At 61.0% G+C, this 16,293-nt stretch carries 18 protein-coding genes and 1 pseudogene; 9 read left to right on the forward strand and 10 right to left on the reverse strand.

Going from position 1 to position 16,293, the window contains the following annotated elements; translation table 11 throughout:
- Together RAE04_RS11260 and RAE04_RS11265 are read left to right on the forward strand one after the other, a co-directional pair.
- Positions 1-241, forward strand: a pseudogene (locus tag RAE04_RS11260) (HNH endonuclease); the annotation flags it as partial.
- A 158-nt stretch (positions 242-399) separates the two neighbouring features.
- Positions 400-1,071, forward strand: coding sequence for a DUF6880 family protein (locus RAE04_RS11265; protein ID WP_317027432.1), 672 nt, complete (start codon positions 400-402; stop codon positions 1,069-1,071).
- Here RAE04_RS11265 and RAE04_RS11270 read toward each other — a convergent pair.
- Genes RAE04_RS11270 through RAE04_RS11280 form a run of 3 tightly spaced genes read right to left on the reverse strand, consistent with a single transcriptional unit; the run spans position 1,068 to position 5,325 of the window.
- Complete coding sequence (locus RAE04_RS11270) at positions 1,068-1,691, reverse strand: DUF3239 domain-containing protein (RefSeq protein WP_317027433.1); 624 nt, start codon at positions 1,689-1,691, stop codon at positions 1,068-1,070. The genes RAE04_RS11265 and RAE04_RS11270 overlap by 4 nt on opposite strands.
- Entirely contained in the window at positions 1,688-3,313 is a 1,626-nt protein-coding gene (locus tag RAE04_RS11275; RefSeq protein WP_317027434.1) for a DNA repair helicase XPB, read from the reverse strand. Before RAE04_RS11275 ends, RAE04_RS11270 begins: the two co-directional genes overlap by 4 nt.
- On the reverse strand, positions 3,310-5,325 hold the full coding sequence (locus RAE04_RS11280; RefSeq protein ID WP_317027435.1) for a helicase-associated domain-containing protein: 2,016 nt from the start codon (positions 5,323-5,325) through the stop codon (positions 3,310-3,312). The genes RAE04_RS11275 and RAE04_RS11280 overlap by 4 nt, the downstream gene beginning before the upstream one ends.
- A 66-nt stretch (positions 5,326-5,391) precedes the next feature.
- On the opposite strand from RAE04_RS11280, the gene RAE04_RS11285 reads away from it, so the two are divergent.
- Complete coding sequence (locus tag RAE04_RS11285) at positions 5,392-5,577, forward strand: hypothetical protein (protein WP_023022020.1); 186 nt, start codon at positions 5,392-5,394, stop codon at positions 5,575-5,577.
- Positions 5,578-5,663: 86 nt separating this feature from the next.
- Here the strand turns inward: RAE04_RS11285 and RAE04_RS11290 are convergent, their stop codons facing one another.
- Entirely contained in the window at positions 5,664-6,293 is a 630-nt protein-coding gene (locus RAE04_RS11290; RefSeq protein WP_275435529.1) for a resuscitation-promoting factor Rpf1 domain-containing protein, read from the reverse strand.
- A gap of 321 nt (positions 6,294-6,614) precedes the next feature.
- Between RAE04_RS11290 and RAE04_RS11295 the strand changes: the two genes are divergently transcribed.
- Positions 6,615-6,995, forward strand: a complete 381-nt coding sequence (locus tag RAE04_RS11295; protein ID WP_005323875.1) for a cold-shock protein — start codon at positions 6,615-6,617, stop codon at positions 6,993-6,995.
- On the opposite strand, the gene RAE04_RS11300 is transcribed toward RAE04_RS11295, so the two are convergent.
- Both RAE04_RS11300 and RAE04_RS11305 read right to left on the reverse strand, forming a co-directional pair.
- The gene (locus tag RAE04_RS11300; RefSeq protein WP_317027436.1) at positions 6,992-7,570 is read right to left on the reverse strand and encodes a DUF2771 domain-containing protein; all 579 of its coding nucleotides are present in this window, start codon (positions 7,568-7,570) and stop codon (positions 6,992-6,994) included. The two genes, RAE04_RS11295 and RAE04_RS11300, sit on opposite strands and share 4 nt — an antisense overlap.
- A gap of 6 nt (positions 7,571-7,576) precedes the next feature.
- On the reverse strand, positions 7,577-8,341 hold the full coding sequence (locus RAE04_RS11305; RefSeq protein ID WP_317027437.1) for a glutaminyl-peptide cyclotransferase: 765 nt from the start codon (positions 8,339-8,341) through the stop codon (positions 7,577-7,579).
- A 38-nt stretch (positions 8,342-8,379) separates the two neighbouring features.
- Between RAE04_RS11305 and RAE04_RS11310 the strand changes: the two genes are divergently transcribed.
- The 3 genes from RAE04_RS11310 to RAE04_RS11320 are packed head-to-tail and all read left to right on the forward strand — an operon-like array spanning position 8,380 to position 11,317.
- Positions 8,380-9,048: a DUF3027 domain-containing protein gene (locus RAE04_RS11310; RefSeq protein ID WP_269953219.1), complete on the forward strand. Its 669-nt coding sequence runs from the start codon at positions 8,380-8,382 to the stop codon at positions 9,046-9,048.
- Positions 9,049-9,097: 49 nt separating this feature from the next.
- Positions 9,098-10,501: an NCS2 family permease gene (locus tag RAE04_RS11315; protein ID WP_049378821.1), complete on the forward strand. Its 1,404-nt coding sequence runs from the start codon at positions 9,098-9,100 to the stop codon at positions 10,499-10,501.
- Positions 10,502-10,510: 9 nt separating this feature from the next.
- A complete protein-coding gene (locus RAE04_RS11320) occupies positions 10,511-11,317 on the forward strand; it encodes a TrmH family RNA methyltransferase (RefSeq protein ID WP_284837150.1) in 807 nt (268 codons plus the stop codon).
- Here RAE04_RS11320 and RAE04_RS11325 read toward each other — a convergent pair.
- The 3 genes from RAE04_RS11325 to serC all read right to left on the reverse strand — a co-directional run bounded on the left by RAE04_RS11325 (position 11,278) and on the right by serC (position 14,216).
- Complete coding sequence (locus RAE04_RS11325; RefSeq protein WP_284837149.1) at positions 11,278-12,108, reverse strand: DUF6928 family protein; 831 nt, start codon at positions 12,106-12,108, stop codon at positions 11,278-11,280. The genes RAE04_RS11320 and RAE04_RS11325 overlap by 40 nt on opposite strands.
- Positions 12,109-12,110: 2 nt before the next feature.
- Positions 12,111-12,986 carry a septation protein SepH gene (sepH, locus tag RAE04_RS11330; RefSeq protein WP_269953222.1) on the reverse strand — a complete coding sequence of 292 codons (876 nt, stop codon included), beginning with the start codon at positions 12,984-12,986 and terminating at the stop codon, positions 12,111-12,113.
- Between the two features lie 111 nt (positions 12,987-13,097).
- Positions 13,098-14,216 (reverse strand): phosphoserine transaminase, encoded by a 1,119-nt coding sequence (gene serC, locus RAE04_RS11335; RefSeq protein WP_317027438.1) that lies wholly within the window; start codon positions 14,214-14,216, stop codon positions 13,098-13,100.
- A gap of 160 nt (positions 14,217-14,376) precedes the next feature.
- Here serC and RAE04_RS11340 point away from each other — a divergent pair, with 160 nt between their 5' ends.
- Both RAE04_RS11340 and RAE04_RS11345 read left to right on the forward strand, forming a co-directional pair.
- Positions 14,377-15,669 carry a citrate synthase gene (locus RAE04_RS11340; RefSeq protein WP_080970451.1) on the forward strand — a complete coding sequence of 431 codons (1,293 nt, stop codon included), beginning with the start codon at positions 14,377-14,379 and terminating at the stop codon, positions 15,667-15,669.
- 123 nt (positions 15,670-15,792) lie between these two features.
- Positions 15,793-16,152, forward strand: coding sequence for an FKBP-type peptidyl-prolyl cis-trans isomerase (locus RAE04_RS11345; protein WP_005323855.1), 360 nt, complete (start codon positions 15,793-15,795; stop codon positions 16,150-16,152).
- Positions 16,153-16,206: 54 nt separating this feature from the next.
- Here RAE04_RS11345 and RAE04_RS11350 read toward each other — a convergent pair.
- On the reverse strand, positions 16,207-16,293 hold an 87-nt coding region (locus RAE04_RS11350), incomplete at its 5' end, for an IS3 family transposase (protein WP_317027439.1).

Here is a 16,293-nt window from a genome sequence, read left to right on the forward strand (position 1 = left end):
CCCAGACAATCTAGTAAACCTCTGCCAGCACCACCACAACATCAAAACCGACCGCAGAATCCACTACATCCTCGACCCCATCACCGGCACCATCGCCTGGCTCCACCACGACGGCACCTACCAACTAGACCACCCCACCGGACCACTAGCCACACACCACACACACTGGAACCACACCTGGTCCCAATACCTCGCACTACAACAACAAAGAACACAGAGAAGGGAGGCCGCTAAAGGGTAGGGGACGCCGTTAAAATGGGTTGATAGCGTACCCAGGAGGCTGAACTGATGAGCTCACTGCCTGACATCATCCTGCCTTCTTTTCGGAGCAGGACCCGATCCTTTCTTGATGAGGATCGGGCAGCTAGACGCGCACTGAAAATGCAAGATGGAATTGGCATGCTTGATTTTGCCGTGGAGGACCCTTCGGAGGATCCAGCCGAAGTTTTCTCGGTTGTGCAAGAAGCGCTGGAGATTGCAGTAGGGGTGATTGCCAACGCGGATGACTCACTTGGCATGCTAAGTGAGGTTGTTGAAGAGCTCATCGAGCTCCATGCTAAGAGCGCACAGCGAGCCAAGCCCGCGCCAATGGAGCTGGCGGAGTGGTTCATCGCTTTTCATGAGAACCAGATGGTTGACTACTTCGAACTCGACCTCGTTGCTTATTCAACGGTCCTCGGAGAAGACGGACTGGCTCGGGTGCGAGCCTGGGCGGAAAACGCAGATATTATCCGCCGCCAGTATATGGAGAAGCGCTTTGCGGTTTTAGATCAGGATGTCGCCGCAATCATCCGTACGCACTTGGCCGAAGGTAGCTACGCAGTTTATTTCGAAGAGACAGCTAAAGCCTTAGAAGAAATCGGTAAGCATGAGGCCGCGTGGGAGTACGCGAAGCGTGGAACCGAATCCGATCCGGATTGGCAGGCGCGGTCTTGCGGGAAATTTTGGGTGGAATTAGCGAGGGATCATTTCCCCGAAAGGGAGGAAGAGGTCGCCGCGATAGTTCTCAACAAGTGGCCGGACCCGCTCCTAGAAGTACTGCTGTATCCAGAAAGGTTTGTGGAACCCTAAAGAACTAGGAGGTCGAACTTCGTAGCCTTTACATCGGAAAGGCGTTTGCGGGCGCGCTCTAGGCGCTGCCACTGATCTTGGGGGATGGCTTTCCGGGCAATGGTGACGGTTTCGGCATCTGGGGTGCCCCACGCGATGGGCATGGGAGTGATTTGCTGCCAGTGGTTGTTGTCCGCGCGGCCGGAAACAGCCGCAACGGGAACCTTGGTGCCTACCGTGCGTTGAGTGCCGGGGATGGCGGTCACGGTGCGCAAGCATGCAGCCCAGCGGGGAGGCAAGGTGGGATCCACGTTGGTATTAACAAGGGCGAGCAAGACCATATCGCGCTCATTTACTTCAGCGATGACGGCCGGTGCAAGGGGATAGGAGTCATAAAGCTGCTGGGCGGTGCCAACTTTGTGGGCGGCGGCAAAGCCGACGATGGCTACCATGATTCCGAATAGAATCATGCCGAGGCCGATGGTAATGCCCCAGGAAAATCCCCACCAGATGGCCGCGCCGCCGATGATGAGCAGAATGCCCAGCACGAGGCCGGAGATGCGAAGGCGGTTGGAATCGCGCAAGAGCTCGTTGTTGGCCTTGGCAAAGGACTCGTCTACGTCGAACTTGAAGATTTTCATTGTTCTAAGTCTAGTGCGTCGATAAGCCGGTAGGCATATCCTTGCTCGGCGAGGAAACGCTGGCGGTGCACGGCGTAGTCCGCGTCGAGGCTATCGCGGGTGACCAGTGAGTAAAAGAGAGCCTCTTCTTCCTTCGGGCGCAGTAGTCGGCCGAGGCGTTGAGCCTCTTCTTGGCGGGAGCCGAAAGTGCCGGAGACCTGGATGGCCAGGGCGGCCTCGGGAAGATCGATGGAGAAATTGGCCACCTTGGATACGACGAGTACAGGGAGCGTGCCGTCCCGGAATTGTTGGAAGAAGCGCTCGCGTTTGGCGGTGGAGGTGGAGCCGTCGATAACGGGGGCGTCGAGATGCGCGCCGAGCTCGTTGAGCTGGTCGACGTAACCGCCGATGATCAGCGCCTGCTGCGGGTGGCGGGCGAGGATTGTGTCCACGGCCCGCAATTTGGCGGCTGCCTGAGCCGCGATGCGGTAACGATCGCGGGGCTGGGCAGTGGCATAAAGCATGCGTTCCTCGGCGTCCATATCCACGCGGACCTCGATGCATTCGGCGGTGGCGATATAGCCGGCCATCTCGAGTTCTTTCCACGGGGCGTCGTAGCGCTTGGGTCCGATGAGGGAGAAGACGTCACCCTCGCGGCCGTCCTCGCGCACGAGGGTAGCGGTAAGCCCTAGCCGACGCCGCGATTGCAGGTCCGAGGTCATGCGGAACACCGGGGCGGGAAGGAGGTGGACCTCGTCGTAGATGATGAGGCCCCAGTCGCGGGAATCAAAGAGCTCGAGGGCGCGGTATTCGCCCTTGGTTTTGCGGGTGACCACCTGGTAGGTGGCGATCGTGATGGGTTTGATTTCCTTCTTTTCGCCAGAGTATTCGCCTATTTCGTTTTCGGTCAGCGTAGTGCGGCGCAGGAGCTCGTCGCGCCACTGTCGGCCGGCGACGGTATTGGTGACCAGGATGAGCGTGGTAGATTCCGCCTTGGCCATCGCAGCCGCGCCGACGATGGTTTTGCCGGCGCCGCACGGCAGTACGACGACGCCCGAGCCGCCGGACCAAAAGGCCTCGGTGGCGTACTGTTGATAATCACGCAGCTGCCAGCCGTCGTGATTGAGGGCGATGGGGTGGGACTCACCATCGACGTAGCCGGCGAGGTCTTCTGCCGGCCAGCCGGCCTTGAGGAGGGCTTGTTTAAGGCGGCCGCGCTCGGAGGGCGGGACGGCGATGGAGTTCTCGTCGATGCGAGCGCCGAGGAGTTTTCCGGTAGTACCGCGGGAGAGTTCTTCCAGGATGGGCGGCTCATCGGACTCGAGGATGAGGCCGTGGGCCGGGTGGGCGTGGAGGCGGACGCGGCCGTAGCGGGACATGGTTTCGGCGACGTCGATAAGCAGGGCCTGGGGGACTGGAAAGCGGGAGTAGTTTTCCAGGACGTCGACGACCTGCTCGGCATCGTGCCCGGCCGCACGGGCATTCCACAACGCGAGCGGGGTGATGCGGTAGGTGTGCACGTGCTCGGGGGCGCGCTCGAGCTCCGCAAAGGGAGCGAGCGCGGCGCGGGCCTCGGCGGCCTGGGCGTGATCCACCTCGAGCAGGACGGTCTTATCCGACTGCACAATCAATGGTCCATTCATGGCTCCAGCGTAACGGAGGTGATCCGGTGCAAGGGAAACCGGATGGTAGAGCCATCGGCCGCGCGAGCGTCGATTTGCCCGCCTGCCACGGTCAGCGGGGTGACGGTGCGTTTCTTTTCGTTGCCGTTCTTGTCCGCATACCCGATGGTGATCGGCCGGGCAGTGCGCGCGGCGGCGTGGACTATATCGAGGCTGGGCGTGGAGGGCGCGGCGTCGTCGCGCAGGGTGCGCATCGCCTTCGCGATGTCCGGGGAAGCGGTGGCTCGGCGGGCGGTGGGCGTCGGCAGTGTAGCGGGTTCGGGCGCGACGTTAAGGCTGGCGCCGCTTTCGTCCTCAGCAGCGGGAGAGAGTCCGTGGTCGCGTAGTCGTTCCAGCAGGTCGTGCACCGGCAATTGGGACACTGCGACGGTGGGCGCGAGCAGGCGCAAGGGCGCTGCCTTGAGCGCAATCTGGAGGAGCGCCGGGTCCTCGCTGCGCAGGTAGGACAGCGCCGGGCCAGAGCGCAGGGTGCCATGGCGCTTGGCGACGTCCCCGATGTGGAACTCCAGCGTCTGCGGCACCTCCCCGTGGGCGGCGAAAAAGGCCTGGATTTCCTCCCCAGTCATGCCGCGATCCAGGCCGCGGCGCAGGGAAGCATCCGAGATGCGATAGACGCTGGCCAGGCCGGGGGACTCGAGGTCGGCGACTGATTCGAGCCGCTGGTGGGTCTCCGGATCGAGCGGGCCGGGAACCAATACGGTCATATCCGCTTGGATGAGAAAATAGTCGACCGTGTCGGGGGTCAGGCGGGCGGCGGCGTCGGGGCCGTCGATAAGCACTCTGGTGGGGCGCTCGAGGGCAATGGCACCGATCCACTCGGCTTCCGCGCGGAGTTCGGCGATGGTCTCGTCCGAGGTGTGGGTGGCAAAGAGCGGAAAGTGGAAGCGTAGGGATTCTTCGAAGGTGGGTTTCGCCCCACGCAGGTAGACCTGCAGGACCCTTTGTCTAAATTCCGGCAGCCGATCATTAGTGTGCGCTAGCGTGCGGCCTTCCTTTGTCCATGGGGAGGCGGTCCAAGCCTCGAGCAGAAGTTGCCATTTTTCTGCGAGGCCCGCATCGAGCCAAGTCTGGGCGAGCTCCGTTGGCGCGAGGAAATTGCCGTCGAAGTTTTTCGGCTCGCCGCGGCTGAGCAGGCGGGCGGTCATGCCCAGGCCGATGAGGCGGCGCAGCTCTCCTTCATCGACGTGGAGAGTTTTGCTCAGGTTGGTGAGCTGGCGAACGCCGACGGTCTTGTCCTTGAGCAGTTCTATCGGCCGCGCGCCTAGGGCGTCAATGACGCGCTGCATGCCGCGCACGGCGGAAAGGCCGGCCGCGGTACCGGCATCATCGGCCTTGGAATCCGGGGCGGGGGATTCGGTGATTCCTTCCACCGGGATTGGTGCGGTGGGCTTGCCGTTGAGCGCCAGGTGTACGGCGCGAGGCAGGCGGACGGTGGTGGTGTCCACGCGCTGGAGCAGCTGCTTGGCGATGAGCCGCGGAATCGGCCGGGCCGGATCCGCATCGATGGCCGCATCCCGCGTGGTGCCCAGCCCATTGGAACGCGACAGGGTCTCGAGAACCTTCCGTTCTTCGTCCGGCAGCTCGGCGATGTCCTCCGGGCTGACCTGGACCTGGTCGAGGAGGGACCAGCCGGTGGGAAGGGCAGGCATGACCTCGGGCGGGATGAGGATGTTGCCGTAGGCCAGGCCGCTCTCCTTGAGCTGGCGGGTGATATCCGGATTAAGGTCTTCTACTTCTTCGAGTTCCCCTCCGCGGCGCGCGATGTCTTCAATTTCCGCAAGCTGCCGTGCAGTGCAGTTCATGAGCGCCCGCGCGATAGAAGTGCGCAGTAGCAGGCGGGTAGCGAGCGCGGCGATGCTCGGGGGTAGCGGATTGAGCACATCCGGCCGGTTGCGGAGGATGGTGGCCAGCTCTTCTTCCTCAAGGGAGGCGAGCCACGTGCGGAAATGCGGGAGGTGGGAAGACTGAGTCATGATGTCACCCCAGTTTAGTTATCGTTCGAGTTACGTTTTTGCGCAAGGTTTGAAATAATAAGGGCTATGTCGAATGAGAAGAAGGGTCACGTTTCCCCGGCTTGGCCGAAGAACGAAAATCGCGAGCACGCAATCACCGAAATCTCTGCGCCTTTTGCTGGTGCATCCAGCCCATACGGCGATGATCTGATCTTGCCGATGCCGGCAGAGAAGCTGAACTACGTTCACCCTTATACTCGCATCAATCGCTAGAGTATTTCCCCGCCTTGGTGCGGGGATTTTTCTTTCATACAAAAAGGGCCCCTTGCTACTGCAAAGGGGCCCTTTATCGCTATGTCTTAGCGGGTGATGTTCTCAATCATCTGCGCAATCGGGTCGATGACGTTGCGGTTGGCAGAGTAGAAGTTGTTGAAGTCGTGGCGGTTAGCCTTGTACAGCTCGGTGAACTGCGGGGGCAGAGCCAGGCCGTAGGAGTTAGCGGCATTCTTGATGGTGTTGTACAGAGCATCAACGGCCAGCTCGTCGGACTTCTGAGCGGCAGCCTGCTTGACCGGAGCCGGTGCCTGGGCCGGAGCCTTAGGGGCAGCGGACGGAGCGGTGCGCTGGGTCGGAGCGGAGTTCAGGCCGAGGGAAGCGGAGCAAGCCGGCCATGCGCCCCAGCCCTGGGAAGCAAGCACGCGCTCGGCAACAACGATCTGCTGCTCGCGGGTAGCCTGGTCAGCGGTAGCAGCGAACTGGCCGCCACCATTGGCCTGCCAGGTCTGCGGGTTGAACTGCAGGCCGCCGTGGTAGCCGTTGCCGGTGTTGATGTGCCAGTTGCCGCCGGCCTCGCACTGTGCCAGACGGTCCCAGTCGGAATCTGGGGCAGCGGATGCGGTCGGTGCCATGATGGCAGCGGCGGCGCCGAAGGCGACGGTGCCGGCGGTGAACTTAGCGGCCATACGGTTCTTAGCGGAGTGGCGTCCCATGTAGTTAGTCCTCTCTGTGTGCCCGCATTAAGTGCAAAGAATATGTACCAAAAAGAAAGGGCGGGCGAGGGCAACTTTCTTAACGGCTCTTAAATGTCTGGGGGACAGCGTAGCGGTTTATAACGAAAGTGTCACGTTATGGGCACTAAATGGGAAAGAAAAGGGGCAAATGTGGTGGGTGAGGGGACATTTTCGCAGGTGAGCAATAATCTGTGATCTGTGTCATGTAACACGGGTGTGTCGCGGTAGAGTGCGCAACTTCTGTTGTTTTGACCAGGCGGCTAAAATAAAGATTTTCCCCTAGAGAAGAGGTGGGTACCTATGCCTATTGGCAAAGTGAAGTGGTATGACGCCGAGAAAGGTTTCGGTTTCGTCAGCAACCCAGGCGATGAAGACGTCTATGTTGGCCGCAACGTGCTGCCCAAGGGAGTAGAGGAACTGTTCCCCGGCCAGCGCATCGACTTCGATTTCGCGGCCGGGCGCCGCGGTCCGCAGGCGCTGCGGGTCAAGGTATTGGATAAGCCGCGTCGCCGCACGCCGGCCCGCAAGCCGGAAGAGCTCGGCAGCATGGTCTCTGACGTGATGACCTTGCTGGAGTCGCAGATTCAGCCGGTGCTTAATTCCGGCCGCTACCCGGAGCGCAAGACTGGGCGCCAGGTAGCAGAAATCCTTCGCGCAATCGCGAAGGATTTGGATAGCTAATCAGAAGCCTTCGTGGATTCCTCCGCGGAGGCTTCTCGTTCTTTATCGGTCATCGTGGTAAGTGACCACACGGTGGCCAAGGGGGTTTCGTCACCGTTGTCGTCGGTGCCAATCATCATGGACGAAATCTCCACCACCTTGAGGCGGGGGCGCTTGCCGGTGGAGGCCTTGATGGGGTCTACCGAGCCGGGGATCGATACCTCGGTGGTCTCGTTCGCGCCGTGCGCGGTTTCATCGTTGGCGGCGGGGTCATCGTAGATGGAAAGAATCTTCCACTCGTGGTCGGAGATTTCTTCGGGAATATCGAGCTTGAGGGTGTCATCATCCCCCACGGTGAGGTTCGGGACCTCGCCTTCCGGGCATTCGGTGCCGGGCTCGCATGCAATGTACGGGGCGACGTCGATAGAATTATCGCCCACGGAGGCGGTGACCTTGATGTCGCGGGGATCGGGACCCGGGCGCTGGTTCCACCAGTTTTGGAAGATCACTACGGCGGCGACGATGACCGCCACGACCACGATGAGGGCCAAGATCTGCAGCAGCGACTTTTTCCTTGCTTCCTTACGGGTTGCCATGGGCCTTTACCTTACTCGAACGTGGAAGAGTTCTTCCCACCGCTTGCCGGTAAGCCAGAACTCCTCGCCTGTGATGTGTGCGATGCCGTTGAGGACATCATCGGGGTCGGTATAGCGGGACTTATCAATCGCGTCGGTGGAGATTATGGCGGTTACTCGGCCGGTGGAGGGATCGATGCGGTAGATGATGTCATCCATCCAGACATTGGCGTAGACGGCATCGCCCACGCACTCGAGTTCATTGATGTCTTCGAGGGGCTTTCCCTCTAGGGTCACGTCAGTAGTCGAGCGCTCCGCGAAGGTCTCTGGGTCCATGTGCCGCAGGGTCGCGGAGCCATCGGACATGAGGAGATCCTCGCCGGTATTGCACAGGCCCCAGCCCTCGCCCGAGTAGGTGGCGGTATCTACCTGGCGCAGGTCGTGGTCGTATTTCAGAGCCTGGCCGGACTTCCAGGTCAGCTGCCAGATGGAATCGCCGGCTTGGGTAATGCCCTCGCCAAAGTAGCGGTTATCCAGGCGCGTTTCGGCCAAGGTTTCGCCGGTTTCGGGGGAGAAGCGCTCTAAACGGGATTCTCCCCATTGGCCGGTGCCTAGAAGCAAGTTGCCGTCCGGATCGGTTTCGAGGCCCTGCGTAAAGGAATTGGGCGGCAGGGAAGCGGTGCCTAAGACCTCGACGGAGAGGTGCTCTACTTCGGTTTCTGCTGGTGTAGAGGAACAGGCGACGAGCGTGCAGGGAAGGAGAATGCAGGCGGCGCGGGAAAGAAACGACATGCACCATATGTACCACCGCGTGCGCTCCATAATGAATAATGAGGGACGTGAGTAAGCGAAAAGCAAATCCATTGATCGATTCCCGCGCCGTGCGCATCGCGCGCGAGGCGTTGGATGAGGTGGGGGAAGGGGGCGTCGGCAAGCATATCGGCGTCGCCGGGATGGGCCGAAACGTTGCTACCCACCGATTTGAAGCAGAAATGCCTGGCTACCCTGGCTGGGAATGGCAGGCGGTGCTCGCCTGCGCGGAGGGATCGCGCTACGTCACCGTCAATGAGGTGGCACTGGTGCCGGGAGGGGAGGCCCTGCAGCCGCCGGAATGGGTGCCCTATGAGGACCGTGTGCGCCCCGGTGACCTTGGCCCCGGAGACCTCATGCCACCGGCCGTGGATGATTCACGGCTAGACGGTGACAAACTTTCCAAGTCCGGCCTGGAAGATGCCAAGAAGCGCTGGCGCACCGAGTTCGGCCCAAATACGGATATGGCGGCCAAGGCGCGCCTGCAATGCCGCACCTGTGCGTTTTATGTGCAGCTGTTGGACAACTATGGCGTCTGCGCCAATGAGTACTCGGCGGACGGCCGGGTGGTGCACTCGCGCTATGGCTGCGGTGCGCATTCGCAGACGCGCGTGCGGGAAGAAAAGACCCCGGAAGTGGCCTTCGATGATGAAAAGCCCATCTTCCAGGATTTTGAAATCGAGGATTAAGGCAGCACACTTATGGCGTAAGACTCGCTGTACGTGAAAGGCGCAGGCGTTGAAAGCCACTCTCGATCGCTACTTCCATATCTCTGAACGTGGTTCCTCCATTGGAACCGAGCTACGCGCGGGAACGGTCTCGTTCTTCGCCATGGCCTATATCATTCTCTTGAACCCGCTCATCCTCGGTACTACCGAGGACGCGGAGGGCTACGCGCTGGGCGTGCCACAGGTCGCCGCCGCCACCGCGCTGGTCGCCGGCGTCATGTCCATCCTCTTCGGTGCGATTGCCAAGTACCCCTTCGCCATGGCCGCAGGCTTGGGCATGAATACCTTCGTGGGCGTGAGCATGGTCGCCACGAGCGGGCTGACCTGGCAAGAATCCATGGGCCTGGTGGTCATTGAGGGCATCATCATCGTCCTGCTGGCCATCTCCGGCTTCCGCACCGCTGTCTTTGACGCTATCCCGCAGTCTATGAAGGCGGCGATGGGCGTGGGCATCGGCATGTTCATCGCCATGATCGGCCTCGTGGATGGTGGGTTTGTCACCCGTGTGCCGGACGCCGCGCACACCACCGTGCCGGTGAGCCTGGGTATTAATGGATCGATTTCCACTTGGCCGGCGCTGGTCTTTGTCATTGGCCTCATTATCTGTTCCTTCATGGTCATCCGGAACGTGCCGGGCGGGCTCTTTATAGCCATCGTCCTTACCACCGTCATCGCGTTCATCGTGCAGGCGTTTACCGGCTCTGAGGATTGGGGCATGGCCGCGCCCGTGAAACCGGAGGCGCTCGGCGGCATTCCGGATCTGTCCATCGTGGGCGATGTGAACCTGGTGGGCGCCTTTACCAAGATCGGCGTCATCTCCACGGTGCTGCTGATTTTTACGCTCTTGCTGACCAACTTCTTTGATGCGATGGGCACCATGACCGGCCTGGGCAAGCAAGGCAAGCTTGTTGACGCCGATGGCAACCTCCCCGACATGAAGAAGGCCCTCGTCGTCGAGGGCTTCGGCGCCGTGGCCGGCGGCCTGGGCTCTGCTTCTTCCAATACCGTCTTCGCGGATTCCTCCGCCGGCATTGCCGATGGTGCGCGCACCGGCCTGGCCAACCTCATGACCGGTGTGCTCTTCCTCGCCGCGATGTTTTTGACGCCGCTGTATGAAATCGTGCCCATCGAGGCCGCCTCTCCGGTACTTGTCATCGTCGGCGTGATGATGGCCGCGCAACTGACCGAGATCCGCTGGACCAAGATGGAGATCGCCATCCCCGCCTTCCTGACCATTGTGACCATGCCGTTTACCTATTCCATTGCCAACGGCATCGGCGTGGGCTTTATCTCCTTCGCGCTCATGTCCACCTTCGCCGGCAAGGCCAAGGACGTGCACTGGATCATGTGGCTCTTGGCTGGCCTCTTCGTGATTTTCTTTGGCATGGATCCGATTTCCAATGCCATCGGCTAGCCTAAGGGCATGCTGATTACTGACCCCACAGACCCTCGCCTGGACGATATTCGGAACCTCAACAAATCCGATAAATCCGGCGAGGGTCTCGTCATTGCAGAGGGCCCGCTGGTGGTCGACCGGCTGGCCGAATCCCGGTTCCCCATGCGCTGCCTCGTGGGCTTTCCCAAGAAGATAGAGGCCTATATTTCTGAGTATGGCGAGCCGGAATGCCCCATCTACGAGGTCTCTCGCGAGACCCTAGCGGAGGTGGCCGGCTTCGATATGCACCGCGGGCTGGTCGCCGCCGCGGACCGCGCCCCGGAGCCGGAGGTGAGCGAGCTTCTAGAGACCGCCCAGACCATCGCCGTGCTCGAAGGCGTGGGTGATCACGAGAATATTGGCGCCATCTTCCGCCATGCCGCCGGCATGGGCGTGGATGCGGTGCTGCTGGGCTCCGGTGCGGCGGATCCGCTCTACCGGCGCTCGGTGCGCGTGTCCATGGGGCACGTGCTGCGCTTGCCCTTTGCCCATTTAGAGGGCGGGTTTACTACCTGGCAGCGTTCCTTGCAGGCGCTTGCCGACGCCTCCTTTACCCTCATCTCCCTAACCCCCAACCCCCAGGCGGTGCACTTGGCCGAGGCCATGCATGGCCTGGATAAGGTGGCGATGCTCGTCGGCGCGGAGGGCCCCGGCCTTACCGAACACGCAATGAAGGCCACCGATATACGCGCACGCATACCGATGGCCCCTGGCACGGATTCTCTTAATGTGGCGACCGCCGCCGCCATTTCCTTTTATGAGCGCCAGCGCTCCTTGAGCGACTTAAACGTCTGAGCGCTCCAATTGCCAATGAGCGAGCCCAAGTGCTTGGCGGTGGAGATGATTTCCTCGCCGGTGGATTCCGGCTCGGCGCTATGATCCTCGTAATCGTCATAGTCGTTCAGGCCCAGCTTATTGGCGGACTGTGCGGCTAGCTCGCCCACGGTTTGCTTGGGCTTCGGCGGGTCGATCTTTGGCTCTGGGCGGCCATCGACGGCGTAGCCCACAACGTCCAGATCCGGGCCATCATGGCCCACTTCGATGCCGAGCCAGTGTTCCTGGGCTGCTTGCATGATGCCCTGCGGCTCAAAGGGGAGGGAGATACCGCCGAGCGGCTCGTACTTTTCGCCTGCCCAGTAGGGCGCCTCGAAGGGCTCAGGCAGGCCGGTGTCTTCGTAGAGGTGCTCGCGGGTAGCGCATAGGCAGCGCTTGAGCTCGCCGCCCTCCCACAGGGCGAAGCCGGCGTAGCCTTCTTTTTCGTTGCTGGCCAGCGCGATGACGCGCTGGGCGGGCACCGCATTAAGGAGCGTTTCTGGCAGCTGGGAAAGGAGAACAGAATCCCCCTCGCAGACCGTTTGCACCACGGTGATGCCGGGGTAGCCGCCGATGTAGTACTCGTTCGGATCCGTCTGCGCGGAGCGGTTGAGCGGGAATTGCCCAATCGGCGTGACCGGGAAGGTCGGGTCTAGCTGGGCGAGGAATTTCCGCCCAAAGCCGCGATCCGCCTTGGGCTCGGTCTTCAACACCTCTTCCGCATTGGGTTGAGAGATGTACCAGAGAGTAAGTACAGCGTGAGAGATGTCCACGATTAGTCCCTAGGGCGCTTGGTATTGGAGCGAACACCGAGCAGCACGTCCTCCCAATGCGGGGTGACAGCCTTGCGGCGGCGCTTGGTGGGCTTTTCTTCCGGCGAGGGGTTCTGCAAGAACTCCTCTTCCTCCGGCTCTTCCGGAGGGGTGGTCGGCGCGGTGAGGTCGGTGACGTTGCTCGGCTGATCGCCATCGATAGCTTCGTCATAGCGGCCGCTGCCCAGCGAGGTCAGCGAGCGCACCGGCTGGACGAAATCCGGGTCTGTCAGGTCCGCGGCCACCGAGTTGCGCGCCTCCACCGTGGCAGGAGAGGACATGGACTGCTTGAAGTACCACTCCGCCTCGTTCTCGGACAAGCCGGCCTTCCACGTCACGCGCACGATCCAGGCCTCGCCCTGGTGGCGGTAGGCGTCCCAGCTGGACTCGGAGAGCGAGTGTCCGCGGGCGGCAAAGGCGGTGGCCAGAACCTCCCACAGGGTGAGTTTGGCCGGTCCGTCCTCGCGTACCGGGTGTGCCTGCTTGGCAATCTCCGCGATGCGGTTGCGCTCCAGCATGACCGGGTAGGCGAAGGGCTCGATGCGAGATTCGGTCACGCCCATTTCTTCCGCCAACTCCGCCGCGGAGGCGCCAGCGCGAATGCGGTTTTGGATCTCCGCCGGGCGGATCTTTGTCTCTTCCACCGGTTCCGGTTTGGTGGGCTTGGCCAGGCTGATGGCCGGAGCCGCCGGTTCCTCTTCCGGGGTTTCTGCGGGCTCGCCCTGCAGGGCTTCGCGCAGCTCATCGGTGATGGAGAGGAAAAACTCTTCGCCGTCTTCGGTGCGCAGCACCAAAGAGGTTTCGGTCGATTCGCTGTCAACTGGGAACAGCTCGCGCATAATAGGGCGCTCCTTTTGCCTATCGACGGCGGACAAATCTGTGATGCATTCAACTATAACGTGAAAATGCCCCGCGGCCTGCGAGGCGGCGGGGCATGTTGGGGTGATGCGTTAATTCGTATCCAAGACGTAGTCGATGCATTGGGTCAGTTTGGCGATATCGGCCGGCTCAATAGCCGGGAACATGCCGATGCGCAGTTGGTTACGGCCCAGCTTGCGGTACGGCTCCACGTCCAGGATGCCGTTGGCGCGCAGGGTGGCGGCGAGCGCTGCGGCGTCGACGGACTCTGCGAAGTCGATGGTGCCCACCACGAGCGAGCGGGACGCAGGCTCCGCGACGAAGGGAGTGGTCTCCGGGCGGGATTCGGCCCAGCTATACAGCGTGGTGGAGGATTCCGTAGTGCGCTCAACCATGCCGTCCAGTCCGCCGTTGGCATTCATCCACTGGAGCTGGTTATCCAACATGAGCAGGGTGGCGATTGCCGGGGTGTTATAGGTCTGGTTCTTGCGGGAGTTATCTACTGCCGTCTGCAGGTTGAGGAAGGTGGGGATATAGCGCTCGGAGGCGTTGATTTTCTCAATCCGCTCCAGTGCGGCGGGGGACATGGCGGCGAGCCACAGGCCGCCGTCGGAAGCAAAGCACTTTTGCGGCGAGAAGTAGTAGACGTCCGTATCGGAGATGTGCACGGGCAGGCCACCCGCGCCGGAGGTGGCGTCCACGACCACCAGCTGCTGATCATTGCGGGGGTGCGGGCGGGTGACTTCTGTCATCGCGCCGGTGGAGGTTTCATTGTGCGCCCAAGCGACAACGTCCGCCTCCGCAGAAAGCTCGTGCGGGTCGGGTGCGGTGCCCACTGGGGACTCCACGATGGATGGGGCATCGAGCCAGGGTGCACCCGCGGCCGCCTTGGCAAATTTAGTGGAAAACTCGCCAAAGGTGAGGTGGGCGGAGTGGCGTTCAATGAGCCCGAAGGTGGCAGCATCCCAGAAGGCGGTGGCGCCGCCTAGGGAAAGGACAATCTCGTAGCCCTCTGGCAGGGAGAAGAGAGCGCTCAAGCCTTCTCGCACCGAACCTACGAGGCTCTTTACCGCCGGCTGACGGTGGGAGGTGCCCATGACCGCGGGGTCAATGGCCGCAAGCTGGTCGGGGCGAACCTTGGAAGGGCCGCAGCCAAAGCGGCCGTCGGTAGGCAGGAGGTCGGCAGGCAGCGTAAGTTCGGGTGTGCTCATGCAAGTCAGTGTAGAACAGTTCCGGTCGAACGGCAGTTATTTTAGTCGACCCAATCCTGTTGGCGGCGTCACAAAGTTTGCTAAAGTGTGAAGAGGTATCGAGCTAGCTTCATTAAGTTAGTGCTTAATAGTGACTCTTCACGTAGAGAAAGGAACTTCCGTGGCTTCTGAAGACAACAAGGTAGTGCTCCAGTACCCAGGCGGCGAGTACGAGATGGACATCAAGCAGTCCACCGAGGGCGACTCCGGCTTTGACATTTCCAAGCTCCGTAACGAGACGGGGCTCGTTACCTTCGACCCTGGTTATACCTCCACCGGTTCCACCGAGTCCAAGATCACCTTCATTAACGGTGAAGAGGGCATCCTGCGCCACCGCGGTTACGATATTGCGGACCTGGCGGAAAACGCTTCCTTTAACGAGGTTTCTTATCTGCTGATCAAGGGGCATCTGCCTAACGAGGAAGAGCTCAGCCACTTTAACCGCGAAATCCGCCACCACACCCTGTTGGATGAGGACTTCAAGGCCGCGTTCAATATCTTCCCGCGCAACGCGCACCCAATGGCCGTGCTGGCTTCCTCCCTTAACATTCTTTCCGCGTACTACCAGGATCAGCTTGACCCGCTGGACCCGGAGCAGCTGGATAAGGCCACCGTCCGCCTGCTGGCTAAGGTGCCAATGCTGGCTGCATATGCTTACCGCGCTTCCCAGGGTAAGCCTTATATGTACCCGGATAACAGCCTGAACGCCCGCGAGAACTTCCTGCGCATGATGTTCGGCTACCCCACCGAGGAGTACGAGGTTGACCCGGTTGTAGCTAAGGCCCTGGATAAGCTGCTTATCCTCCACGCTGATCACGAGCAGAACTGCTCCACTTCCACGGTGCGCATGATTGGTTCCGCTCAGGCTAATATGTTTGTCTCCATCGCCGGCGGCATTAACGCTCTTTCCGGCCCGCTGCACGGTGGTGCAAACCAGGCCGTTCTGGAGATGCTGGAAGATATCCAGAACAACCATGATGGTGACGCTACCGACTTCATGAACCGCGTGAAGAATAAGGAAAAGGGCGTTCGCCTCATGGGCTTTGGCCACCGCGTGTACAAGAACTACGACCCACGCGCGGCAATCGTCAAGGAGACTGCCCACGAGATCATCGATCACTTGGGCGGCGACCCAATGCTGGATCTGGCCATGAAGCTGGAAGACATTGCGCTGAATGACGACTACTTCGTCTCCCGCAAGCTCTACCCGAACGTGGACTTCTACACCGGCCTGATCTACCGCGCCATGGGCTTCCCGACGGACTTCTTTACCGTCCTCTTCGCCATCGGCCGCCTGCCGGGCTGGATTGCACAGTACCGCGAGCAGCTGGAGATCAACACCAAGATCAACCGTCCGCGCCAGATTTACACCGGCGAGACTTTGCGCAAGGTTACCCCACGTAACGAGCGCTAAAGCGTCCCGTGGGTTCGCCAAATTAAGCCGAATCGGGTGGTAGCACCTATAATAGGTGCAGCTCGGTTCGGTTTTTAATGCGACCGCACGAATAAACTAGATTTCCCAAGGAGAATAATCCCCATGGATAAGCCTGTTATTGAAGCCCAGTCTGGCCCAGCGCCGACCGACCTTGTTGTAGAAGACATCGTCGTCGGCGACGGTGCTGAGGCACAGCCTGGGGCCGTAGTGGAGGTCCACTACGTCGGCGCTGAATACGAGACCAACCAAGAATTCGATTCCTCGTGGGACCGTGGCCAGTCCATCGAGTTCCCACTGACCGGTCTCATCGCCGGCTGGCAGGAGGGCATTCCGGGAATGAAGGTGGGCGGTCGCCGCAAGCTCATCATCCCGCCGGAAAAGGCCTACGGCCCCGCCGGTGGCGCGCACCCGCTATCCGGCCGCACCTTGGTCTTTATCATTGACCTCATCCGCGCCGACTAAAAGCGCTCAACCCCAGGGTTTGAACTGGCCCCCAAAAGTTGGACTGGTTTAATTCTAGGTGGTTAGGGGTTCAAGGGTCTGATTCCGATAGTGCATCGGGGTCAGGCCCTTGAGTCGTTGTTGGATGCGTTCGGTGTTGTA

The organism is Corynebacterium sp. CTNIH16 (assembly GCF_032821655.1).
Lineage (GTDB): Bacteria > Actinomycetota > Actinomycetes > Mycobacteriales > Mycobacteriaceae > Corynebacterium > Corynebacterium marquesiae.